Here is a 22,873-nt window from a genome sequence, read left to right as displayed (position 1 = left end):
GTGCGTTGCGACTTGGTGAACGCCCAGACATGAGGCTGCCTCATATTAGCGCGCTTTGGCGGGTATATGCTCGAATTCCAGGCGTTTACTTGCGGGAAGCCCCGCACTGACCAAGGTGAGCCGCGCCCTATTCCCGTAAGGTGTGAGCGCTGTTGTCGTCACACGAAAGAGGGAACCCGTGGCACGCCGTCCCACCCCGCCCGGCACGCCCGAGACCACCGGGGTCGGCCATGTGCTTGACCTCGTTCGGGCCGCCGTCCCGCCGCTACATCCGGCCGGGTTGCCGTTTATCGCGGCCCCGCTCGCGGTGGCTGTCGTCGGCGGACGCAACAAGTGGGTGCGTCGCGCTGGCATCGGTGCCGCGCTCGCCTGCGCCACCTTCTTCCGCCACCCGCGTCGCGTTCCGCCGAACCGGCCCGGCGTTGTTGTCGCGCCCGCTGACGGTGAGATCGCGCTCGTCGACTTTGCCGTTCCGCCAAGCGAATTGGGCCTCGGTACCGAGCCGCGGCCGCGCGTGAGCATCTTCTTGTCAGTGCTCGACGTGCACGTGCAGCGCGTTCCCGTTTCGGGTGTGGTCAGCGAAATCGCTTATAAGAAGGGCGAATTCTTCTCCGCTGACCTGCCCGAGGCGAGCGAGGCCAACGAGCGAAACAGCATGGTCATCGACACCGAGGGTGGCAGCCAAGTCATCGTCGTGCAGATCGCCGGGCTGCTCGCGCGGCGCATCGTCTGCGACGCCCAGGTCGGCGACAAACTCACCATCGGCGACACCTACGGACTCATTCGCTTCGGTTCGCGCGTCGACACGTACTTCCCCGTCGGCACGGAACTGCTCGTCACGCCGGGGCAGCGCACGATCGGTGCCGAAACCGTGCTGGCAGTGCTTCGGTGATGGAAGCGGCAACCCGAAAACGTCCTCGTCCTCGCCCGGTCCGCCTACTGCCCAGCGTCGTCACGATCCTCGCGCTGTGCTCGGGACTGTCGGCGGTGAAGTTCGGCCTCGACGGTGAACTTGGCATCGCGCTCGCGATGGTCGGCGCGGCCGCCGTGCTCGACACCCTCGACGGTCGACTTGCCCGCATGCTCGACGCAACGTCGAAAATGGGCGCTGAACTCGACTCGCTTTCAGATGCGATCTCGTTCGGCGTCGCGCCCGCGCTCGTGCTTTATGTGACGTTGTTGCATGAGTACACCGTCGGGTGGGTGGTCGCGCTGCTGTTCGCGGTGAGCCTTGTATTGCGGCTCGCGCGCTTCAACACCCTGCTTGACGACGACACGCGACCGAACTGGGCACGCGAGTACTTCACCGGCGTGCCCGCGCCCGCTGGGGCGTTGATCGCGCTGGTCCCGATCGCATTGAAGGTGCAGTTCGGCGACGGTTGGTGGGACGGCTTCGTCGCGGTTTCGGCGTGGACGATCTTCGCCGCACTGCTGTGCGTGAGCACGATTCCGACCTTGGCGATGAAGTCGGTTTCGGTCGCGCCTCAGGCGGCGGCTGGTTTGCTTGTGCTCACAGCATTGGCTGCGGCTTTACTGGTGACGTTCCCGATCGTGTTGCTGCTGATCTTGGTCGCGTTGTATTTGATCCACATCCCGTTCGCGTGGCGCTCGGCCCGCTGGGTGGCGGCGCGCCCGGAGACGTGGCAGCACAAGCCTGCGGAACGTCGCGCGCAGCGGCGGGCACAGAGCCGCCTACCAACCATCCGCCGCCCGGCAATCCGGGGCTCGGCGCGCTTACGCTTGCGCCGCCCTCGGGAGTGAGTCGTTGAGCCCTCGCGTCACGTTGTGGCGTGAGGGCTCACTTCTTACTGTGAGTGAGTTCACGGGGCAGCGCTATCGCGGATGCGGCGGCCATCGGGACTAAATGGTGATGGACGAACCAACGCGGCATCGCGACAAAGGAGTCACCATGACCACTCAGCATCGGATCGTTGTCATTGGCGCAGGGTATGCGGGGCTTACCGCGGCGCGGGCGCTCGCTCGCAAGACACGCGACGCGTCGATCACCGTTGTTGATGGGCGCGGTGAGTTCATTCAGCGGGTTCGGCTGCACCAAGCCGCGGCCGGGCAGGACGTGAAGCGGCTCGATCTTCGTAAGTCGCTTGGCCGCAAGGGGATTGAGTTCATTCAGGCGCGCATCACCGCAGTGGATCCGGCGGAGAAGATCATCGCGCTCGACGGCGAGTGGACGCTGCACTACGACACCCTCGTCTACGCGCTCGGCAGCCAAGCTGATCGCACATCGGTGCCCGGTGTCGCCGAACACGCGCGGTTCGTCGCGACGGTCGAGGACGTTGCCGAGCTGTCGGGCCAGATTGTGGTTGTCGGTGCGGGGGCGACTGGCATTGAGTTGGCTGCGGAACTTGCTCAGGCGCAACCGAATTCGGACATCACGTTGCTCGGCGCGAACGAGCCGGGCGGCTGGTTGTCGGCGAAGGCGCACCAGGCGATTCACGCGAGGCTCACCGCGCTTGGCGTGCGAATTGTGTCCGGCGCCAAGGTGATTGAAGTGAGGGCGGATTCGATCAAGCTCGACGACGGCACGCTGATTCCAGCCGCGACAACGGTCTGGACAACCGGCTTCACCGTCCCCGACCTTGCTCGTCGCGCGGGTCTTGCCGTCGATGCGGACGGTCGCATTCGAACCGACGACACCCTTCGCTCCATCTCGCATCCCGACATCTACGCGGTCGGCGACGCGGCGCTGATGCTCGGTCCGAACGACCGCCCGCTGCGCATGGCGTGCGCGACGGCGATCCCGTCGGCCCAGTACGCGGCGAAGGCGATCGCGGCCCGTGCGCGCGGTAAGAATGTCGCGCCGATGAAGTCGCCGTACGTGGCCCAGTGCATCAGCCTGGGGCGTGGTAACGCGGTTTTGCAGCTGGTCAACGCCGACGATTCACCGAAGAAAACGGTGCTGACCGGCCGCGTCGGTGGTTGGGCTAAGGAACTGATCGTGCTCGGGACCGCATGGACGGTCGGGCTCTACTGATCGTCAACTAGTGGTTGACGCGGGCGGATCGTCAACTTAGAGTTGACGGCATGTCTACTCCTAATGTTCGCCTCGACGACCTCATCGACGGCATCAAAAAAGCTCGCCCCGACAACGTTCTCGACCAGCTCAACGACGCCGTAGTCGTCGCCGGGCAGCTGGGCGAAGTGGCCGACCACCTCATCGGCCACTTCGTCGATCAAGCTCGGCGCTCCGGCGCGTCATGGACTGACATCGGCGCGAGCATGGGCGTCACCAAGCAGGCGGCCCAAAAGCGTTTCGTCCCAAAGCAACCCGAAGACACCGCCGCACTCGATCCAGCGCAGGGGTTTGGGCGTTTTACTGAGCGCGCCCGCGCGGTTGTCGTCGCGGCGCAGGAATCGGCGCGCGAAAACAGCAACGCGTTCATCACCCCAACCCACCTCGTGCTCGGGCTGCTCACCCAACCGGCGGGGCTCGCCGTCCAGGAAATGCTCGCGCGCGGCGTGACTCCCGAGCAGGTGCAAGCCGCCGCCGTCATCCCGCCTGCGGCCGAAAATATCCCCGCGTTGATCCCCTTCGACGGTGACGCGAAGAAGGCGCTTGAGCTCACCTTCCGCGAAGCCGTTCGTCTCGGGCACAACTACATCGGCACCGAACACATCCTGCTCGCGCTGCTCGAACAAGAGGACGGCACAGGCATTCTCAACACGCTTGGCCTGGAAAAGGCTGTGGTTGAAGCGGATCTGGTTCGGCTGCTCGCCGAGTTCACCGCGTCAACGGAGGACACGCGCGAAGACTGATTCCCAACCTTGCACTCTCACCCGGTGAGTGCTAGAAATGGGCTTGGCACTCTCTACTGTTGAGTGCCAGGTCGGGACGGTGAGATCGGGTTCCATCGACACCCTCGGTCGTCCGTCGCGGGCACCGCACCTGGCCAGCGTAAACGGGGGCGATCCAACCTGTGGTCGTCTCGTGTGTCAGCCATAGACATGTGGAGGATCTCAACGCAATGGCCAAGACAATTGCGTACGACGAAGAGGCCCGTCGCGGTCTCGAGCGGGGTCTCAATGCCCTCGCCGACGCTGTCAAGGTGACGCTGGGCCCCAAGGGTCGCAACGTCGTCCTCGAGAAGAAGTGGGGCGCCCCCACGATCACCAACGATGGTGTTTCCATCGCCAAGGAGATCGACCTCGAGGACCCGTACGAGAAGATCGGCGCTGAGCTGGTCAAGGAAGTTGCCAAGAAGACGGACGACGTCGCTGGCGACGGTACGACCACCGCAACCGTGCTCGCCCAGGCGCTCGTGCGTGAAGGTCTGCGCAACGTCGCGGCCGGCGCGAACCCGCTCGGCCTGAAGCGCGGCATCGAGAAGGCCGTTTCGGCCGTCACCGCCAAGCTGCTCGACTCCGCCAAGGAGATCGACACTAAGGCCCAGATCGCCGCCACCGCTGGCATCTCCGCTGGCGACCCCGCCATCGGCGAGCTCATCGCCGAGGCGATGGACAAGGTCGGCAAGGAAGGTGTCATCACCGTCGAGGAGAGCAACACCTTCGGGCTGCAGCTTGAGCTCACCGAGGGTATGCGCTTCGACAAGGGCTACATCTCCGGCTACTTCGTGACCGACCCCGAGCGCCAGGAAGCGGTCCTCGAAGACCCGTACATCCTGCTCGTCGCGGGCAAGATCTCGACGGTCAAGGATCTGCTTCCGCTGCTTGAGAAGGTCATCGGCGCTGGCAAGTCGCTGCTGATCATCGCCGAAGACGTTGAGGGCGAAGCACTTTCGACCCTGGTCGTCAACAAGATCCGTGGCACCTTCAAGTCGGTCGCCGTCAAGGCCCCCGGCTTCGGTGACCGTCGCAAGGCGCAGCTCGCCGACATCGCCATCCTCACCGGTGGCGAGGTCATCAGCGAAGAGGTCGGCCTCTCGCTGGAGACCGCCGGTCTTGAGCAGCTCGGCCAGGCGCGCAAGGTTGTCGTCACCAAGGACGAGACCACCATCGTCGAGGGTGCGGGCGACGCGGAGGCCATCAAGGGCCGCGTCAACCAGATCCGCGCCGAGATCGAGAACTCGGACTCGGACTACGACCGTGAGAAGCTCCAGGAGCGTCTCGCGAAGCTGGCTGGCGGCGTTGCCGTTATCAAGGCTGGCGCTGCGACCGAGGTTGAGCTCAAGGAGCGCAAGCACCGCATCGAAGATGCCGTGCGTAACGCCAAGGCTGCCGTTGAAGAGGGCATCGTCGCTGGTGGTGGCGTCGCGCTGCTGCAGTCGGCGCCCGCGCTCGACGGCTTCGAGGGTCTGACCCCCGACGAGGCGACCGGTGTGAACATCGTGCGCGTCGCCCTTGGTGCCCCGCTGAAGCAGATCGCCTTCAACGCTGGCCTTGAGCCGGGCGTTGTCGCCGAGAAGGTGTCGAACCTGCCCGAGGGCGAGGGCCTCAACGCCGACACCGGCGTGTACGAGAACCTGCTCGCGGCCGGCGTTGCCGACCCGGTGAAGGTCACCCGTTCGGCGCTGCAGAACGCGGCGTCGATCGCGGCCCTGTTCCTCACCACCGAGGCTGTCGTCGCCGACAAGCCGGAGAAGTCGGCCCCGGCTGGCGACCCGACCGGCGGTATGGGCGGAATGGACTTCTGATCTCCCCGATCAGGTAGTTCAACGTAAGTTGCGAAGGCCGGTCCACCGTTTGGTGGACCGGCCTTCGGCGTGAGTAGGGGAGTCTGCGCTTCAGCTCACCGGGGTGAGGCGCAAGCGCTCGGCCAGCTCGTTGAAGATGTAGAAGTTGGGGATGGTGCCTACCGGGGCCAGCGACTTCCAGTTGCCTGCCACCTTCAAGCGGATGTGGCCGCTGCGGGCGTCGATGAGTTGGATTGCCTCCCATGGCAATTCCTCGTCTTCATAGGTCAGCGCGTCCAAGTTCAGGCCGACATCGCCGAAAACTACCGTGCCGCCAGCGTCGATTTCCTCGACCGCGGCGGGCAATTGGGTTGCGGTGACGGCGGATTGGATGGCGCGCGCCCATTCGCGCGGGCGGGCGAAGTCGGTGTCGGCGACCGTCTCCTCGATCCCGCCAGGGCCTGACAGCTCAAGGTGATACGCCACCGTCGCGCTGTCATGGAACGGGATTTCGTGCTGACGCACTTCCATTGTGTCCCAACGGAATCCGGCGACCCGCTGACCGGTGCGGTAAACAGTGACGCCGAAGTCGAACACGTCAATGCGGGCCGCGCGGTTCTGGCGGTTGATCATCCCGCGTCGCAGTGCGAGCAGCAGCGGGACGCACGCGAAGATCATGAGCGGCAATCCGCCTTGCCACGCGCCGACCACGAGACAAATGATGCCGATGGTGCCCAAAGTTCCCGCGACAATGCCGCATCCGCGCACAAAAATGTCGTCGGCTGGCGTTGCGAGATAGGTGTCGCAATGTCGGCCAAGGTGCTGGTATTCGGCCATGAGGTGGATCAACTGCGTGAGCGGCACTCGGTGTCGCGCGTCATCGGTGTGGTCCTCCGGCCTGTTCGGAGTGATCAAGCGTCCCTCCAAGAGGCGTTTTCGTCCGCGGCGAACTGTATTGCAACCGCGCCCGAATTGCCACCGGTGTGCCCGAAAAAGCTTGCCTTGACCGGGCGAGAGTCGACTACCCGATGGCGAAGGCGACGAAGAACCCGGCCGCTGTCGCCATGCCGACCCACCAGCCGCCTTCTCGATATGCCTCTGGCATAAGCGAATCCGCTAAAACGGCGAGCGTCGCGCCACCCGCGAACGCCTGCACCGCGCTGATTGTGGTGTGCGAGACCGTGTTTGTGAGACTGTCGCCGAGTACGGTCACCGCGACCAGCACCGCCGCTGTCGCAGCCCAGAGCGCGAAGGTGCGCGACGGCGAGTAACCGTGTTGCCTGCGCATCAACTCGACGCCGCTCATCGCTTCGGGGACGTTTCCTGTCGCGATCGCGACGAGCAGCACGAGGCCAGCGCCCTCGTTGAGCGAAACGCCAAGCGCGAGGTTTTCCGGGACGCCGTCGAGCACGGTCCCGAGCAGCAGCGCCCAGCCGATCGCCGCGCGACCGAGTTTGTTCTCGATGAGCCGGGTCCCGACAACGAAAACCGCGGCTCCCGCGAACAGCGCGCACCCCGCGATCACTTCGCCCGCCTGATCAAACGCGGGCGCGAACAGTTCCTGCGACACCGCGGCGATCATCGTGCCCGAACCGAACGCCATCATCGCGGCGAGCACGGGCTTCGGCAGCCGCCACCGCGTCCCAACCGCAACGCCGACCAGCAGCGGAAGCGCAGTGCCAAGCCCGTAGAGCAGTGCGGTGAGCATTTGCAAAGCCTATGGCGAAGTGCTGCGCCGAGCCGGTAGCGAGGGTGTCGGGCGTGGGTGCGGAAAACGAGCGAGTCGGCGGGTGCGCGCCCGGTTGGCTACCCACCAATCAAGATCAGCACGCTTTCGTGGCGGCATCGGTCGAGTGGGTTTCTCCACCAGAGCGTGTTGATCTTGTGGCGGTGACGGCAAACTCCGGGGGCACGGCTGGTGACTAGGGTGGTTGACGTGGATTACCTCGACGAGGGTGCGGCCGACGGTCCCGCGATCGTGTTCCTACACGGCATCCCGGGTTCGCCGGACTGGTTCGGCGCGGTCGCTGACCGGCTGCGCGCGCGGCACCGCGTGATCCGAGTCGATACGCGCGAACAGTCGGGCGACTTCAGCGCGGCCGCCCGCACCCGCCCGATCCGCGCACTCGTCAACGAACTCGACCTGCGCGACGTGACGGTCGTCGGCCACTCCTTCGGCGCGGAGTTGGCGCTGGAACTCGCCGCGACCTCCGACCGCGTCGCGCGTGTAGTGGTCGTTGGGCAGGGTCCCGATTACGAAACAGCCCGTTTTCCCAGCGCGGCGAGTTGGATCGTGCGCGCCCCGGTCGTGCGTGCGGTCCAGCGACTCACCCCGTCCACGATCGTCCGGTTGGGTAACCGCGCGGGTTTCGCGCCGGGTTTCCGTTTCGGCGGCGCGCCCGGGGCGGCCGACTGGATCGTGCGGGATTTCCGTACCGCGATGCCCGACGGACTGGCGTACGCGGTCGGCAACCGCCGCGCCGACCTGGCAGCGAACCCACTCGACGCCCGCGCGGCAGCGCTGACCGTCCCGGTCCTCGCGATCCACGGCCGTCACGACAACCTGTACGACGCCACTGCGACCCTGTCCCGCTTCGCGGAAGCGGGCGCGCAAACGCACCTGGTCGAGCACGCGGGCCACTCGCCCCAGGTCGAACAGCCGGACGAATTCGCTTCTGTCCTAACCGAATTCATCGCAAGCGGCGGGTCGAGCAAGCTCTAGCGACGGCCACCTGTGCGAAGCTTCGGCGGTGCTCGCGCGTCGCGGAGGGGGACGTCGGAAGCTAGCTGAGCACGAACGAAGCCCGGCGAATGTCGGCGGGCTTTGTCCGCAACGCTGGCTAGTGCTCCGCGATGGTCTTCAGCTTCGCGAGGGTCTCTTCCATGCCCCTCGTCAGGTCGGACTCAAACTGCTTCTCGCCGCCCATCAGCGCGTTGATGGCGACGAGTAACCACTTCGGGAGGCCCTTGGGGCCGACCGTGCGGGTCTCGACCACGTGCGTGCCGCCGGTCGCGGTGGGGGTGAGTTCGTATGTCCAGGTGGTGCCGTTCTCGTTCATTTTGAACGCGATTGCCTTGTTCGGCTCGAAGCGCACGACGCGCGACGTGGTTGGGTAAATCTTCCACCAGCTCACCTTGTTGACATTCACCATGAACGAGCCCGGCTTCGGGTTGCGGCTGGTGAGCACCTTGAACGTCGGCGGGCTCAGTTCCGGCATCCGACGCAGGTCCGAAAGGACGGCCCAAACTTTCTCCGGCGACGCGGCAATGTCGATGCTGGCTTCAAGATTGTTCGGCAACGTTGCCTCCCGGGTTGATGATGTTTCGCGCTCAGCTTAGGCAGGACTGTTGCGGCCCGAATCCACCCACGGGCGGACTTTTTCGCAGGGTGGGCGGAAGTTCGCTTAAAGAGGCTGTCGCGCAACAGTTTCCGTTTAAGTCGGCGCGTGTTCCAGCGCAAAGCCCCGGCTTGCCGGGCGACAACCCCCACACTCTTGGCTTGCTTGCGACGATCAGGGCAATCAGGCTTAGCGCATGAGTGGTGAACCTCCGGCGAGCGTGGTCGCGTTTGTTGATGCGGCGCGGGCGTTCTGTGGCGCGGTGGAGTGCATTGCTGAGAGCGCCAGCGTTGAGGACGCGGCACGGCGGCTAGTCGCGCCGCTCGCGCACCTTGTCGCTGCGGGGAGTGCGCTGCCTCAGGTTGACCCGACTGAAGCCGACTTGCCGCGTACCGTTGACCGCGACGCCTGGTATGCGCGCTATCGCGAGATGGCCGACGGGTTCGGGAACGCGGACCTGTACTGGACCAATCTTGATATAGCGCAGCTTGATTCGAACCTATGTGCCGGCTCCCTCGCAGACGACATCGCCGATATTTGGCGCGAGATGCGCACCGGAATCGCCGCGCTCGACAACGGAAGTGATTGGCGCGACGTAGTTTTCGAGTGGCGCCTCTCGTTTCACCATCACTGGGGACGACACGCGGTCGAGGCGCTGCGCCCGCTGCACGCGTTGCTTCAAGATAAGCGGGTTAGTCACTCCGCTGGATAGCTGAAGTCCTCGATCGTCCACGGGTCAGTTGCGGTGTCGCGCCACGCAATTCGGCCTGCGGGGAGGTTCGCCAGTTCAAGGACGGATGAGTCGTTGTCCACCACGTGTTGGATGTGGACCAAGGCGGCGGAGTCGGGGTCTGGTTGGGTGTGGGTGCCGTCGCTGACGATCCAGTCGCCGTCGGGGTCGTGGAGTACTACCAAGGGCGGGGCTTCGCCGGAGAGCACCGTGCGGTAGACGATGGCGGCGAGGTCGTCGGGGAACGCCAAACCGTAGTCGGCTGGGGGCGGGTCGCTTGGGTTCGTCGCGGGCAAAGTTGGGCTTGCGGCCTGCCACGCCTCGGTCACCGAGCCGAGTTCGTATACCCACAGGCCGTCGGCGTGGCCCTGTTCGAGGGTTTCCTTCACCTCGGTTAGATCGGCACCGCCGGGGACGTTGAGTGAAACCAGACCGGTTCGCGAGCCCTCACCTTCAACACCGAGCGGTTCGAACGCGTCGCCTACTGCTTTGCGGACGCCGCTGCGTAGGCAACCTTCGACGGGAATCACCCGGATAGTGCAGTTCCCGGACGGCTCAACTACGTCGCCTGCCCAGAGCACGCCGTCTTCGTCGGCAGTGACGGTGAGGATGTCGCCAGCAGCGACCCCACGCGCGGCGAAGGGGATGTTTTCGACGCGAACGCGCTGGTCATCGAGCCGGACCGCCCAGATCCGCTCGGTCCCGGCGGGGTGCCAGCCGGAGTCGTCGCTGGGAAGCCGGAAAACGACCCGAACGTAGTCGACGTCGTCGTCGGTGGTTGGCGTCATGGGTTGGAAGCGTAGTGAAAACCCGGACCCCGGGCGAGCCTCAAGCCCGCGCGGACAACTGGGCGAGTCCTGTCGCTGCGGGGCGTGAACGCACGGGCCGACTTTTTCGCAGCCTGGGTGCAAGTCTTCTCAAAGAGGTTGTCGCGTAATAACTTTCGGTTTGACGGTCACGAGTTCCAGCGTCAAGCCCCGGCTTGCTGGGCGGCAACCCTCCACGGCGGCGGGGTGCTCCGGGTGACGACCGGATGGAGCTATCGCAGTAGCTTTGCGGCGGCGGCGTGGGTGCCGAAGTCGGGCAGTCCCGCGTCGAAAAGATCGATGGTGTCGACTTCGAGCGACGAATCTTTCGCGCGCAAGCCGTCGATGAAAGTGGTTGCGATAGCGCGAGATTGGCTGTTCTCGCCCCGCGCGGACGCATTGATGTGCAGCAGAGTTGTCATGAGAACAAGCAGTACTCGCACTCCGATAATGGGCCAATGGTTTGGCGCTTAGTGCGCTGATCCACCAGCGATAGCCGACCACGCGGTCGGCTTATTTTGTCTCACGCTGATTCCAACCGGTAGCAACGCTAATTGCCGCAGCTACCCCGTATCGCGCTGTCCCATAACAAGATCAATGGTGCGGCGACGTGCGGAAACCCGCTGCTACTTTTCGTTCGCGGTCACGAGTATCAGCACTGTATCGAGCCCCGGCTCGCTGATCGGCAACCCTCGCTTGGCGGTGGGGTGCCCCGGGTGACGACCAGGCGGTATCGATCCAGATGCCGCAAGCGCTGGCTAGAAAGAATGGGAAGACAATGTCGCGTTTCAAGATCATCGCGGGCGCCCTCGCAGCGGTAACTGTAGCGGCCGCGGTGGTGGGTTGCAGTGATGATTCGTCCGAGTCGTCCAACGCGGGCCCGGTCTACTTCGGCGTTTCCGGACCGAAGACCGGCCCATCAGCCGAGTACGGGCGGCTATGGCAGCAGGGGTTCGACCTCGCGCTGGAAGAAATCAACGCCGCGGGCGGTATCAACGGCCGCAAGGTCGAGCTGAAGTGGGAAGACTCGCAGTCTGACCCGAAGCAGACCGTGCCGATCGCGACGAAGTTCGTCGAGGACAAGTCCATCATCGCCGAGCTTGGCGATTTCTCGTCGCCCGCGTCGATCGCCGCTTCGCCAATCTATAACCGGGGCAAGCTCGTTCAGTACGGCTTCACCAATTCCTCGGTCGACTTCACCAAGGGTGGCGAGTACTCGTGGAGTCCATCGATCACCCTCGACGTGTTCCAGGAACGCAACGCGGAGTGGGTTAAGAAGAAGGCGAAGAAGGTCTCGGTCGTCTACCTCGAATCCGACTGGGGGAAGCAGGCTTTCAACTTCTTCCAGAAGTCGGCGAAGGAGAAGGGCGTCGAGATCGTGTACTCGTCGCCGATCCTCGCAGACTCGACCGACGTCAAGCCCATCCTGATCAAGGGCCGCGAAGCCAACCCCGACGCGTTCGTGCATCTCGGCTACGGCCCCGACGGCGCGCTCGTGGTGAAGCAGCTGCGCGACGTCGGCTTCACCGGCCAGTTCTTTGGCGGCCAGAACACCCCCCAGTTCATCGACCTTGCTGGCAAGGCCGCCGACGGCGACATCGTGAACGGCATCTTTAGCCCGGCCGACCCGGACCCGAAGGTTCAGGCGTTCGTCACGAGGTTCCGGCAGAAGTTCAACGTCGACCCGGGCGACTTCAACGTCTACGCCTACGACGCGCTCAATGTCGTTGTGGCAGCGGCGAAGAAGGGCGGCGCAACGCGCGAAGGCGTCCTGAACGGGCTCAAGACCGAAAAGCAGTTCAGCGGACTGGGTTTGGGCATCTTCGCCTTCGACCAGGAGATCCGTCGGCCCAAGGGTGTCAAGCCGCGTGAGCTGATCCTTAAGGACGGCAAGTTCGTCCCGACCGGCAACCACTGATGTTCGACACGCTCATCGCGGGTGTGGTCCACGGCAACGCGTACGCGCTGCTTGCCGTGGGCATCACCCTCATTTTCGGGGTAACCAACGTGATCAACTTCGCCCACGGCGCGGTTTTCGCGTTTGGTTCCATTCTTGGCTGGTGGCTGATCGCCCAGCAACACACGCCGCTGTGGCTTGCCATCATTCTGGTTGTCGCGATCACGGCGGCGGTTGGCATTCTCATTGACGTGATCGCGGTCCATCCGCTCCGAAAAGCGCCCGCGATCGCCGCGTTGCTCGCGACGGTCGCGGCTGGGTTGATCATCGAGAACCTGACCCAGGTCGTCTTCGGCCCGGACACCCGACCATTCCCACATGTGCTGGAAACCAACAACTTTCAGCTCGGCGGCGTGCGGTTCGGCACCTCCGACGTCGTGATGTTGGCGATCACCTTGACCGTGATGGCTGGCCTTGCTGGCTTCCTACGGTTCAGTCGTTACGGGCTCGCCATTCGCGCGACCGCGCAAGACCCCGACGCCGCCGCGCAGATGGGCATCGGCGTGGCCCGAATTCAGCTTCTCGCCTTCGCAATTGCCTCCGGGCTCGGTGGTCTGGCTGGCATTTTCGTCGGCATTTACAACTCGAATATCTCGCCGACCAGCGGCACATTGGCTGGGCTCACCGGTTTCGTCGCGGCGACGATCGGCGGGCTCGGGTCGATTCCCGGCGCGGTGATCGGCGGGTTCACGCTCGGCATTCTCGAAGCGTTCGGCATCTATATTTTTGGCGACGGATACCGCGACCTGATCACTTTCGGCGTGCTCGTCGCATTCCTGATCCTGCGCCCTGGCGGCCTGCTCGCGAAGGTGCCCGCGATTAGCGCTGAGCCGCTGACCGGCACGTTCCTTGGACTTGGTCGCCAGTTGCGGGTGCGGTGGTGGCAGGCGGTCGTTGTGTTTGCTGGCGTCGCGGTGATCGTGCCGCTGGTCGCGAACAACTACGCGATCACCGTCGGCACGCAGATCCTCGCGTACGCGATCATCGCGGTTTCGATGACGCTGGTCGCCGGTTCGGCCGGGCAGCTGGTGATCGGGCAGGCAGGCCCGATCGCGATCGGCGCGTACACCTCCGCGGTACTCACGACCGCGCACGACTGGCCGTTCCTCGCGGCGGCGATCGCTGGCGGGGTGCTCGCGGCGGTGGTGTCGTCGGTGCTCGCCGCGCCGCTGTGGAATCTCAACGGTCACTACGTCGCGATCGCCACGCTCGGGATCGGCATCGTGATCGTCGCGGTGATTCGCAACTGGGAGTCGCTGACACGCGGCAGTTACGGGATCTTCGGTATTCCCGTCCCGTCGATTCTCGGGTACGAGTTGGCCGACAACACCGAGATCTTCCTGCTTGACCTGTCGGTACTCGCGATCACGCTCGCCGTTGTTGTTGGCGTGCAACGGTCCCGGTTGGGTGTCGCCTTACGCGCCGTAGGTGCCGACGAGGTCGCGGCGAAGTCGTCGGGCATTCCGGTGCGCGACTACAAGGCGCTCGCGTTTGGGCTCAGCGCGCTGTTCTCCGGCATCGCGGGTGCGCTGCTCGCGCATCAGTACAGCTACATCGACCCGACGGTGTTCAACCTGTCGATGTCGCTGCTGATCGTGACGATCATCGTGCTCGGTGGAACCGGTTCGCCCTACGGCGCGGTGGTTGGCGCGATCGTGCTGATCGGCGTGCCTGAGGCGCTTCGCCTCGCGCCCGAAGCGCGAATTTTGCTCTACGGCGTGGTGTTGCTGTTGATCATCCGGTTCCGCCCCCAGGGCGTGCTGGTACGAAAGGAGCGCGTCGGTGTCGCAGTCTGAAGCAGCGCTCGTCGTGAGCGAACTACGGAGGTTCTTCGGTGGCGTGCATGCCGTCGATGGGGTCGGATTCACTGTTGCCCCAGGCGAATTCGTTTCGATCATCGGGCCGAACGGTTCGGGGAAAACGACGACGGTGAACCTCATTTCGGGACTGCTGCGTCCCGATGCGGGGCACGTCGAGGTCGATGGCAAGCGGCTGCGCGCCGGTTCGCAGGAAGCGGCAGCTCGCGCCGGGATTGCCCGCACGTTCCAGAATGGGCGCGTGTTCGGCAACTTGACCGTGCGCGAGAACGTCGAGATTGGGTTGCACACCCGGATCACGGCGGCGCGACCGTTGCAGTCGCTCGCGCGGTTTCCGGTGTTGCGGTGGGTTCCGCTGCTCGCGGAAACGGCGCTCGCGCTGCTGCCAACGCCTGCCGTGCGGGCGGAAACACGCCGTACGTCCGAACTCGTTGACGCTGAACTCGCCCGTTTCCCGGAACGACTCGTGCCACGCGCCGACAACAACGCGTACACGCTGTCGTACGCGAACCGTCGACGGACCGAAATCGCGCGCGCGTTAGCGCTGCGCCCGCACGTGCTGTTGCTTGACGAGCCCGCGGCGGGAATGAACCAGACCGAGACGGCCGAAGTTGGCCGTCAGCTTGCTGAATTGAAGGCCGCAGGCCAGACGATCGTGCTTGTCGAACACAAGCTTGAACTCGTGAATTCGTTGTCGGACCGGGTGCTCGTGCTCGACGAGGGCCGCATCATCGCCGAAGGAAAGCCAGCCGAGATTCAAAACGATGAACGAGTGATCGAGGCGTACCTGGGCCGCCGCCGCTTGCGGAACGAAGAGAAGGTAGCCACCGGTGCCCACTAGCGAAACATCAACGCCCATCCTCGAATTCGACGAGGTGACCGTGCACTACGGGCCGTCACGCGCGCTGGACAAGGTGTCGCTACAGGTCCACCCCGGCGAGATCGTTTCCCTGCTCGGCGGCAACGCGTCGGGCAAGTCGACAACGATGAAAACCGCGCTTGGCCTGCTGAAGCCGAGTTCCGGCGTGGTGCGTATCGACGGCGTCGACGTGAGTTCCAGCGCGTCCGCCGCCCGCATCTCCGCGGGACTCGCGTCGGTGCCAGAAGCGCGACGGGTTTTCCCCGCAATGTCGGTCGAGGAGAATCTTTTCGTCGGCGGGTACATCCGCAAGGAACGTCGTTCGGTGCTCGTCGCCCGCGCGAACGAGCTGTACGAGCACTTCCCGCGACTGCGCGAGCGACGGACTCAGCACGCTGGCACGCTCTCGGGCGGTGAGCAGCAGATGCTCGCGTTCGCCCGCGCGTTGATGAGCAAGCCTCGGTTGATCTGCATGGATGAGCCGACGATGGGTTTGTCACCGCTCTTTGTCGACCGCGTGCTCGACGAAATCGCAAGGCTCAACAAGGAATTAGGCCTCGCGATCCTGATCGTGGAACAACAGGCCGAGCTAGCGCTGTCGATCGCGCATCGCGGAAATGTGCTTCGCGGCGGCGAGATCGTGCTGCGCGGCACCGCTGCCGAACTGCTCAACAACCCCGCCATCCGCGACGCCTACCTTGGGAAGGAAGCCGCATGACCAAGCGCCTCGGATTGTTCACCCGACTCGTTCGGCCAGCCGACGACATCAGCGCGGGTCAGGTCTATACCGACGCGTTGGCGCAAATCGAATTGGCCCAAGAGCTCGGCTACGACACGGCGTGGGTCGCGCAGCACCACGTCGACCCGGCCGAGGGCGGATTGCCTTCGCCCCTAGTCTTTCTCGCACATGCGGCCGCTCGCTTCGAGCGCATTCGACTTGGCACCGCGATCATCACGCTCGCCCTTGAAGACCCGATCCGCGTCGCCGAGGATGCGGCTGTGCTCGACTCGCTTTCGGGCAACCGGCTCGAATTAGGTTTCGGCAGTGGCGGATCCAAGTCGACGTTCGCGCTGTTCGGCATCGATCCCGAGGACAAGCAACGGGTGTACGCGGAGAAGTTGGCGAAGGTCACCGCGACCCTTGCCGGCCAACCGCTCGTCGCTAGTCCATCCGGTGAAGGGGACTGGAGTCTGCACCCTGCCGCGGGCACGCTCGCCAATCGTGTTTGGCACGCGAGTTTCTCGGCCGACGGTGCGCGACGCGCCAGCGAAGCGGGCGCCGGGTTGCTCCTTTCGCGCACCCAGCCGCGCAGCGAGGCGCAACGCGACGCGCATATCGGCGAAGTGCAACAACCGCTCATCGACGCCTACCTCACGGCGTTGACCGGCGACGGGCAACCGCGAATTGGCGCGTCTCGCAGTGTGTTTGTCGCCGACGACGCGAACGAGGCACGCGAACTGGCTGAACGCGGCGCGGTTCGCTTCCTGAACCATCTACGCACCGCCGGTGTGGTCGGTATGGCGTCAACGGTCGACGAGATCCTTCGCGATTCCTACATCGGTACGCCCGACCAGGTCGCCGAAGCGCTCGGCGCCGATCGCTCGGTCGCCCAGGCGACCGACCTCATCGTCCAGATTCACCCGGTCGACCCCGATCAGCGCACCGCGCTGCGCTCGATCGAACTCATCGCAACCAAGGTCGCGCCCCAGCTCGGGTGGCGCGCCGACAACGAAAGGCGACAATGACCGACGTCATCGATGCCGTTCTTGGTGCCGAAACGGCAGCCAAGGTCGCGACGCTCCGCGAAACACGGCAGGTAGTCAAGCAACACACTCAGGGCACCTACGATGCGCTCTTCGACGGGCCTGCCGGTCAGGCGTTCGGTCCGGAACGGCTCGCCGCCATCGCCGCGCACGTCGCCACCCTCGCCGAAGCGAAGAAACTCGCCGAGCATTACGCCGCGAAGGCGGGAAGCGCTGGGACGGAAGCGGATTCAAATGGCGACGTCAAGCTGGCCGCCGCGCTCCGTCACGCGGCAAGGCTCACCCTCGCGCCGGTAGAAAGCACCCGCGACCACATCAACGTCCTGACTAGCGCGGGCCTCACCGAAACCGACATCGTCACGGTGACCCAGCTCGTCGGCTTCGTGAACTACCAAATCCGGGTACTCGCCGGACTCAGCCTGATCGGAGCGCAGCGGTGACTGAAGTACGCGACGTCGAAACGGGCCGTCGCCCAACCGGATTCACGCAAGACGAGCTGGGCTGGGTGCCGTGGGTCGAACCGATCCAACTCGCTGACGCCAACTCCGACCAGCTTGCGCTGCTCGAAGGTGCGCGCGGCGAGAGCCCCTACTTCCGACTCCTCGCGCGCAACGCCGAGGTCCTCGCCGAGCGCAGCGCCAACGACAAGGACATCTTCTACAGTCGCGAAGGGCTCACGCGTGCCGAGCGGGAGCTCGCTGCCACCGTCACGTCGCGGACCAATGGTTGCGAATACTGCGCGTCGGTGCACTCGCGGTTCACGTCGCACCTGTCAAAGCGAACCGATGATGTGCAGCGGCTGCTTGATGAAGGGGTTACGGTCCGAATCGACGATCGATGGGACGCGATCATCGATTTCACGACCGCGTTAGCAGCGCAGCCGCCGCGTGCGGGCGAAGCGGAACTTGGCCGGTTGCGTGAACTCGGATTCAGTGATTCCGACATTCATGATCTGGTGTTGTCGACTGCGTCGTTTTCGTGGGCAAACCGGATGATGCTGAGTCTCGGTGAGCCAGAGACTTCGGGGGCTTGACACCTCATCAAGAAAAGATGAGTAATTTCCTTTAAAACACTCACTCTTCACAACTCGCGTGACTATGGTCGGAATTGGCAAACGGCCAGTGACTTCCACCGTCACAGAGCTATTGGAGTGAACATGCTGTACAACATCACCGACACCGGCAACACCAGCGACGGCAACATTTTGACCCTGTTGCTTGGGCTGCTTACGGGCTCGCTCACCACCGGTTCGCTGCAGTCGTCGGGCACTTAATCCGACAAGGCAAATGTATGGCTAACGCGCGGTAAGCCATACATGCCAACCGAAGGGCCCGATCCATGACGAGGGGATCGGGCCCTTCGGTATTGTCAGCGGCAATGTCTCAGGATGCGAATACGGGAAGAATGTATGCCGGGCAACCCGTAGAGGACCGGCAACGCCAGCGGCGTGCGCGATTTCTGGAATCGGGCCTCACGGTCTTCGCGCGCGACGGTTACGCCAACAGTTCTGTTGGGGCGATCTGTAAAGATGCCGGGCTCTCCTCGCGACAGTTCTACGAGGAATTCACCGGCCGCGAAGCGCTCCTGCTTGAACTTTTCGAGCAGATCGACCGCGCGTCACGCGAAGCGGTCGCCGCCGCCCTCGAAACTCGAACGGGCGCAAGCGTTCCCAACCAGATTGAAGCGGCCGTGCGCGCCTACATCGAATCGATCGGGGCAGATCCGCGCAAAGCGCGCGTCGCGCTGGTTGAGGTGGTCGGTGCCGGTCCCAAGGTGGAGAAGTTTCGCCTAGAGCTTCGTCGGGTGTGGGGCTCGCTGCTCGCGGGCGCTGCCGAAGACGCCGCGCTGCAAGGCGGGATTCCCGAGGGCGACTACGACATGCGCGTGCTCGCGGTGATCGGCGCGGTGAACTACGTGGTCGACGGGTGGAGCGGCACCGAACCTCGCCAGCCGCTCGACGATGTGATTCGGGTACTCACCCGGATCATTCTCGGGGCGGTTCGGGCCTGATGGCCCGGGTCGAGCGCGTTGAGGTTCAGGTCCCCGACGGGACCACGCTGCCCGTTCGGCTTTTTCCCGCATCGGGCGCGCACCGACACCCGGTTAGCGCGGACTTGCCGCGTCCAGCGATCTTGATCTTGCCGGGCCTCGCAGTGCCAGGAGAGTTTTACGAATACTTCGCGAAGGTGCTCGCGGGACGCGGATTCGATGTCGCCATCGGGGAGTTGCGCGGCAACGGCGACAGCGGCAAGCCGGATTCGTCGAGCGCCTACGGCTATCACGAGCTGGTGACCGTCGACCTGCCCGCGATGCTTTCAGTGGTCCGCGAGCGTTTTCCTGACTCGACGCCGTATCTGCTCGGGCACAGCCTGGGCGGCCAGCTCGCGACGATGTACGCCGCTCGCGCGCGCGGGAAGGTGGCTGGGCTCCTGCTTGTCGCGTCGGGTACGCCGTATTTTCGTGGCTATCGTGGGCTATTCGGACCGGGTGTGCTGGTCGGAACGGCCGCTGTCGCCGTCGCGGCGAATCTCGCTGGTTTCTGGCCGGGCGACCTGCTCGGCAGTCGCGGTTTCGGCCGCCAGTCCAAGGTGCTGATCGCGGACTGGGCGCGTCTTGCCAGGACCGGCCGGTTTGTCCCGGTGGGTGCCGACGTCGACTACGACGAACGGATGAGTCGCCTGACGCTGCCGGTGCTTTCCGTGCGATTCACCGACGACGAGTTCGCGCCGGAATCTTCGGCCGAACATCTGCTTTCGAAGATGCCCAAAGCGCACATCACGCGCGAGACGGTGACCCAGCCCGCTGGACACAACGGCTGGATCACCGACCCGAACTCAACGGTCGACCTAGTCGAGAAGTGGTTGCGCGACCGCTAACGCTTGCAGAGACCTACTAGGCCTTGCGACCTTCAACAAGCATCTGCGTGAAGAACTCATAAACCAGCGCGGCCTTGAATGCCGACTGTTTGTTGTCGGCAGCGCCGCCGTGGCCGCCTTCGATGTTCTCGTAGTACCAGACAGTGCGATCTTGAGACTCCAAGAGCGCGGCCATCTTTCGCGCGTGCCCCGGGTGGACGCGGTCGTCGCGCGTTGACGTGGTGAGCAGAATCGGCGGGTACTGCTTATGCGTATCAGTGTTCTGATACGGCGAGTACTCGCTCAAATACGCCCACTCTTCCGGCTTTTCGGGATCGCCATACTCGGCCACCCACGACGCGCCAGCCAGCAGCAGGTGGTAGCGCTTCATGTCGAGCAACGGCACCTGGCAGACGATCGCGCCGAACAGTTCGGGGTAGCGCGTGAGCATCACGCCCATCAGCAGTCCGCCGTTGCTCCCGCCAACCGCGCCAAGCTGGTCCGGCGTTGTGATGTTGCGCGACACCAGATCTCGCGCGACAGCGGCGAAGTCCTCGTACACCAGATGCCGGTTTTCCTTCTGCCCAGCGGTATGCCACTCGGGTCCGTACTCGCCGCCACCGCGGATGTTGGCGATGACGAACGTGCCGCCTCGGGTGAGCCAGGTGATGCCAGCGGTCGCCAAATATCCTGGTGTTTGCGAGATTTCGAAGCCGCCGTAGCCGTTCATGATCGTCGGGCCCGGTGTGCCGCGTCGGTCGCGGTGTCGCACAACGAAATACGGGATCTGGGTGCCGTCGTCGGAGGTCGCGAAGAACTGCTCGGCCTCGATGCCTTCAGCGTCGAAGTAGGCGGGTGCTTGCTTGAGTACGGTCGGAGTTTCACCGATCGCGGTGGAGAACAACGTCGTCGGTTGCGTGAAACTGTTTGTGGTGAGCATGAATTCGTCGCCTGCTTCGAGCGGGTCGAGGTTGTTCACCGAGATGCTCGACATCGGCGGCGCGTCGGGGAAGTCTTCGCTTGTCCAGCCGTCCGGGCCGGGGGTGAGCACGCGCAGTTTCGTCTGCACGTCCTGCAAGGTGCCGACGATGAGGTGATTTTCCGTCCACGCGTACCCGTCGAGCGAGGTGTGCGCGTCGGGGGTGAACAACACTTCGAACTCGCGTTCGCCAGCCATGAACGCGGGCAGGTTCGTGACAATCAGCGAACCTGGCGCGTAGGTTTCGCCACCGACCTCCCACGCGGTTTTCGGGCGGATGAGCAGCCAGTCTTTGTATGACGAAACGTCGGCGTCGGTCGGTGCGTCGACACGCTGCCATTCGCCCTGGTCATCGAGCAGAAAGACCTCTTCGTTGAAGAAGTCGGTCGCGCGACCAAGCCAGTGCCGCTCATAACCGGGATGACGGCTGTAGCCGACGCTGATCGACACGTCGCTCGGCTCGCCCTCGTACACCGTTTCCGCTTCGGTCAGCGGAGTGCCGCGTCGCCAGCGTTTGGCGATGCGCGGGTAGCCGGAGTCGGTGAGCGAGCCGGGGCCGAAGTCGGTGCCGACGTAGACGGTGTCGATGTCGATCCAGCCCACGCGCGACTTGGCTTCGGGCAGCACGAAACCGCCTTCATCTTCAGTAACGAATTTCCTTGTCTCCATGTCGAATTCGCGAACGACCGTCGCGTCGGCACCGCCGCGCGACAGTGAGACAAGGGCGCGTTCCTGGGTCGGCCGGAACACGCCAGCACCGCCCCACACCCAGTTCTCGCCCTCGGCTTCGGCGAGCGCGTCGACGTCGATGATCACGTCCCATTCAGGCGCGTCGGTGGCGTACGACTCGAAGGTGGTGCGCCGCCATACGCCGCGCGGGTGTGCCGCGTCGCGCCAGAAGTTGTAGAGCCACTTCCCGCGCCTGCCGGGGTAGGCGACCTTGGTGTCGTCGTCGAGCATCGCGAGGACGCGGGATTCGAAGTCGGCGAAGCGGTCGGTTGACCCGAAGCGTTGAACAACGACGTCATTGCGGGCGCGCACCCAGTCGAGGGCGTCCTCGCCGGTCACGTCTTCGAGCCACAGGTAGGGATCAGTCACGTTTTCCTCAACGCTGCTCATGTCGCCATTGTTGCCGATAGCCCGAGATAGGGTCGGTTGGTATGCCGCCTTTCCTGTGGGAACAGCACTGCTGCCTGCCGTTAGACCGAACCGGTCGACTTGATGAGGTGGCTCGCTACCCGGCCGGAACGTACGCGTCGGTGAACGTTGGCTATTCGCCGCACACCACCTCCGACGCGCTCGGTTTTCTGCACGATTTCCGCAGCCACGCCGATGAGCGGTTCCGGCTTGTCACGTCAATCGACGACATTGGCGACCCAACCAAGATCGCGCTGGCCTTCGACCTGGAAGATTCGGGCCCGCTCGGCGGCAACCTCGACAACGTCGAAATGTTCTACGACCTCGGCGTCCGCTCGCTGCTGCCGAGCTACAACCACGCGAACGCGGCGGGGTGCGGATGCTTAGACACCAACGACACTGGCCTCACCGGCTATGGAAAAGAGTTGGTGCGCAGGCTCAATGAGGTCGGGATGTTCGCTGACGGCTCGCATTGTTCGCAGCGAACGGGTCTCGACATCGCCGCTGTCACGTCGGTTCCGATGATCTACAGTCACTCGAATTTCGCTGGCCTGTGGGCACATCCGCGCAACATCACCGACGACCAGGCTCGCGCGTGCGCTGAGACGGGAGGGGTGATCGGCATCAACGGCGTCGGCATTTTTCTCGGTCAGAACGCTCCCGGCGCTCGCGCGGAACGGGTCGCCGCGATGGCTGACCACATCCGCTACGGCGTCGACTTGGTCGGCATCGACCACATCGGTGTCGGGTCGGACTACTCGTTTGACGGTGATGAGTTCAACGCCGAGATCGCGGCGAACCCGGGCGCGTTCTCCGATGACTACACGAAATATGGCCCTTTGCAATGGGTTTCGCCGGAGGACTTACTTGGTGAGTCAGGTGTGCCGTCGCTATCGGATGAGCTAGCGAAGCGTGGCTTCAGCGAGCAAGACCAGGCGGCGATCTTCGGCGGCAACTTCCGTCGCGTCGCCGGGGCGGTCTGGCGCTAACAAGATCACCACGCTTTGGTGGCGGCATCGCGCGAGTAGTTTTCGCCACCAGAG

At 64.4% G+C, this 22,873-nt stretch carries 23 protein-coding genes and 2 riboswitches; of the genes, 17 read left to right on the top strand and 6 right to left on the bottom strand.

Annotation, left to right across the window (positions count from 1 at the left end; all coding sequences use genetic code 11):
* Positions 1-178: 178 nt before the first annotated feature.
* The 5 genes from IEX78_RS12075 to groL all read left to right on the top strand — a co-directional run bounded on the left by IEX78_RS12075 (position 179) and on the right by groL (position 5,609).
* The gene (locus IEX78_RS12075; RefSeq protein WP_188828989.1) at positions 179-892 is read left to right on the top strand and encodes a phosphatidylserine decarboxylase; all 714 of its coding nucleotides are present in this window, start codon (positions 179-181) and stop codon (positions 890-892) included.
* Positions 892-1,761, top strand: coding sequence for a CDP-alcohol phosphatidyltransferase family protein (locus tag IEX78_RS12070; RefSeq protein ID WP_188828988.1), 870 nt, complete (start codon positions 892-894; stop codon positions 1,759-1,761). Before IEX78_RS12075 ends, IEX78_RS12070 begins: the two co-directional genes overlap by 1 nt.
* 148 nt (positions 1,762-1,909) lie before the next feature.
* Positions 1,910-2,992, top strand: coding sequence for an NAD(P)/FAD-dependent oxidoreductase (locus IEX78_RS12065; RefSeq protein WP_188828987.1), 1,083 nt, complete (start codon positions 1,910-1,912; stop codon positions 2,990-2,992).
* Positions 2,993-3,042: 50 nt separating this feature from the next.
* On the top strand, positions 3,043-3,774 hold the full coding sequence (locus tag IEX78_RS12060; protein WP_188828986.1) for a Clp protease N-terminal domain-containing protein: 732 nt from the start codon (positions 3,043-3,045) through the stop codon (positions 3,772-3,774).
* A 209-nt stretch (positions 3,775-3,983) separates the two neighbouring features.
* Positions 3,984-5,609, top strand: coding sequence for a chaperonin GroEL (gene groL / locus IEX78_RS12055; RefSeq protein ID WP_188828985.1), 1,626 nt, complete (start codon positions 3,984-3,986; stop codon positions 5,607-5,609).
* Positions 5,610-5,699: 90 nt separating this feature from the next.
* Here the strand turns inward: groL and IEX78_RS12050 are convergent, their stop codons facing one another.
* Together IEX78_RS12050 and IEX78_RS12045 are read right to left on the bottom strand one after the other, a co-directional pair.
* A complete protein-coding gene (locus tag IEX78_RS12050) occupies positions 5,700-6,503 on the bottom strand; it encodes a DUF6585 family protein (protein WP_229683902.1) in 804 nt (267 codons plus the stop codon).
* Between the two features lie 106 nt (positions 6,504-6,609).
* Positions 6,610-7,296, bottom strand: coding sequence for a ZIP family metal transporter (locus IEX78_RS12045; RefSeq protein ID WP_188828984.1), 687 nt, complete (start codon positions 7,294-7,296; stop codon positions 6,610-6,612).
* A 219-nt stretch (positions 7,297-7,515) separates the two neighbouring features.
* Between IEX78_RS12045 and IEX78_RS12040 the strand changes: the two genes are divergently transcribed.
* The gene (locus IEX78_RS12040; RefSeq protein WP_188828983.1) at positions 7,516-8,310 is read left to right on the top strand and encodes an alpha/beta fold hydrolase; all 795 of its coding nucleotides are present in this window, start codon (positions 7,516-7,518) and stop codon (positions 8,308-8,310) included.
* A 118-nt stretch (positions 8,311-8,428) separates the two neighbouring features.
* Here IEX78_RS12040 and IEX78_RS12035 read toward each other — a convergent pair whose 3' ends face one another.
* Complete coding sequence (locus IEX78_RS12035) at positions 8,429-8,887, bottom strand: SRPBCC family protein (protein ID WP_188828982.1); 459 nt, start codon at positions 8,885-8,887, stop codon at positions 8,429-8,431.
* Between the two features lie 235 nt (positions 8,888-9,122).
* Here IEX78_RS12035 and IEX78_RS12030 point away from each other — a divergent pair, with 235 nt between their 5' ends.
* On the top strand, positions 9,123-9,638 hold the full coding sequence (locus tag IEX78_RS12030) for a DUF5063 domain-containing protein (protein WP_188828981.1): 516 nt from the start codon (positions 9,123-9,125) through the stop codon (positions 9,636-9,638).
* Here the strand turns inward: IEX78_RS12030 and IEX78_RS12025 are convergent.
* Positions 9,623-10,444, bottom strand: a complete 822-nt coding sequence (locus tag IEX78_RS12025) for a DUF4265 domain-containing protein (protein ID WP_188828980.1) — start codon at positions 10,442-10,444, stop codon at positions 9,623-9,625. The two genes, IEX78_RS12030 and IEX78_RS12025, sit on opposite strands and share 16 nt — an antisense overlap.
* Positions 10,445-10,609: 165 nt before the next feature.
* Positions 10,610-10,724, top strand: a riboswitch (SAM riboswitch).
* Positions 10,696-10,884: an NAD(P)H-dependent oxidoreductase gene (locus tag IEX78_RS12020; protein WP_229683901.1), complete on the bottom strand. Its 189-nt coding sequence runs from the start codon at positions 10,882-10,884 to the stop codon at positions 10,696-10,698. Its footprint overlaps the riboswitch before it by 29 nt.
* Positions 10,885-11,103: 219 nt before the next feature.
* A riboswitch (SAM riboswitch) is annotated at positions 11,104-11,222 on the top strand.
* An 18-nt stretch (positions 11,223-11,240) separates the two neighbouring features.
* On the opposite strand from IEX78_RS12020, the gene IEX78_RS12015 reads away from it, so the two are divergent.
* The 9 genes from IEX78_RS12015 (at position 11,241) to IEX78_RS11975 (ending at position 19,735) form a co-directional block, all read left to right on the top strand.
* On the top strand, positions 11,241-12,380 hold the full coding sequence (locus IEX78_RS12015) for an ABC transporter substrate-binding protein (RefSeq protein ID WP_188828979.1): 1,140 nt from the start codon (positions 11,241-11,243) through the stop codon (positions 12,378-12,380).
* Positions 12,380-14,215, top strand: coding sequence for an ABC transporter permease (locus tag IEX78_RS12010; protein ID WP_188828978.1), 1,836 nt, complete (start codon positions 12,380-12,382; stop codon positions 14,213-14,215). Before IEX78_RS12015 ends, IEX78_RS12010 begins: the two co-directional genes overlap by 1 nt.
* The gene (locus tag IEX78_RS12005) at positions 14,202-15,077 is read left to right on the top strand and encodes an ABC transporter ATP-binding protein (protein WP_188828977.1); all 876 of its coding nucleotides are present in this window, start codon (positions 14,202-14,204) and stop codon (positions 15,075-15,077) included. Before IEX78_RS12010 ends, IEX78_RS12005 begins: the two co-directional genes overlap by 14 nt.
* Complete coding sequence (locus tag IEX78_RS12000) at positions 15,067-15,813, top strand: ABC transporter ATP-binding protein (protein WP_188828976.1); 747 nt, start codon at positions 15,067-15,069, stop codon at positions 15,811-15,813. The genes IEX78_RS12005 and IEX78_RS12000 overlap by 11 nt, the downstream gene beginning before the upstream one ends.
* Positions 15,810-16,841, top strand: a complete 1,032-nt coding sequence (locus tag IEX78_RS11995; protein ID WP_188828975.1) for an LLM class flavin-dependent oxidoreductase — start codon at positions 15,810-15,812, stop codon at positions 16,839-16,841. The genes IEX78_RS12000 and IEX78_RS11995 overlap by 4 nt, the downstream gene beginning before the upstream one ends.
* Positions 16,838-17,299: a CMD domain-containing protein gene (locus tag IEX78_RS11990; RefSeq protein WP_188828974.1), complete on the top strand. Its 462-nt coding sequence runs from the start codon at positions 16,838-16,840 to the stop codon at positions 17,297-17,299. The genes IEX78_RS11995 and IEX78_RS11990 overlap by 4 nt, the downstream gene beginning before the upstream one ends.
* A complete protein-coding gene (locus tag IEX78_RS11985; protein WP_188828973.1) occupies positions 17,296-17,892 on the top strand; it encodes an alkylhydroperoxidase domain protein in 597 nt (198 codons plus the stop codon). Before IEX78_RS11990 ends, IEX78_RS11985 begins: the two co-directional genes overlap by 4 nt.
* Positions 17,893-18,236: 344 nt before the next feature.
* Positions 18,237-18,869: a TetR/AcrR family transcriptional regulator gene (locus IEX78_RS11980; RefSeq protein WP_229683900.1), complete on the top strand. Its 633-nt coding sequence runs from the start codon at positions 18,237-18,239 to the stop codon at positions 18,867-18,869.
* Positions 18,869-19,735 carry an alpha/beta hydrolase family protein gene (locus IEX78_RS11975; protein ID WP_188828972.1) on the top strand — a complete coding sequence of 289 codons (867 nt, stop codon included), beginning with the start codon at positions 18,869-18,871 and terminating at the stop codon, positions 19,733-19,735. Before IEX78_RS11980 ends, IEX78_RS11975 begins: the two co-directional genes overlap by 1 nt.
* Before the next feature lie 16 nt (positions 19,736-19,751).
* Here IEX78_RS11975 and IEX78_RS11970 read toward each other — a convergent pair whose 3' ends face one another.
* Positions 19,752-21,812 (bottom strand): prolyl oligopeptidase family serine peptidase, encoded by a 2,061-nt coding sequence (locus IEX78_RS11970; RefSeq protein WP_188828971.1) that lies wholly within the window; start codon positions 21,810-21,812, stop codon positions 19,752-19,754.
* A gap of 41 nt (positions 21,813-21,853) precedes the next feature.
* Here IEX78_RS11970 and IEX78_RS11965 point away from each other — a divergent pair, with 41 nt between their 5' ends.
* Positions 21,854-22,819, top strand: coding sequence for a dipeptidase (locus IEX78_RS11965; RefSeq protein ID WP_188828970.1), 966 nt, complete (start codon positions 21,854-21,856; stop codon positions 22,817-22,819).
* The last annotated feature ends 54 nt before the right edge of the window (positions 22,820-22,873 follow it).

Source organism: Nocardia camponoti, assembly GCF_014646135.1.
Classification (GTDB): Bacteria; Actinomycetota; Actinomycetes; order Mycobacteriales; family Mycobacteriaceae; genus Nocardia; species Nocardia camponoti.
Note: the sequence above shows the minus strand (reverse complement) of the source record. Positions and strands in the feature narration are given on the sequence as shown.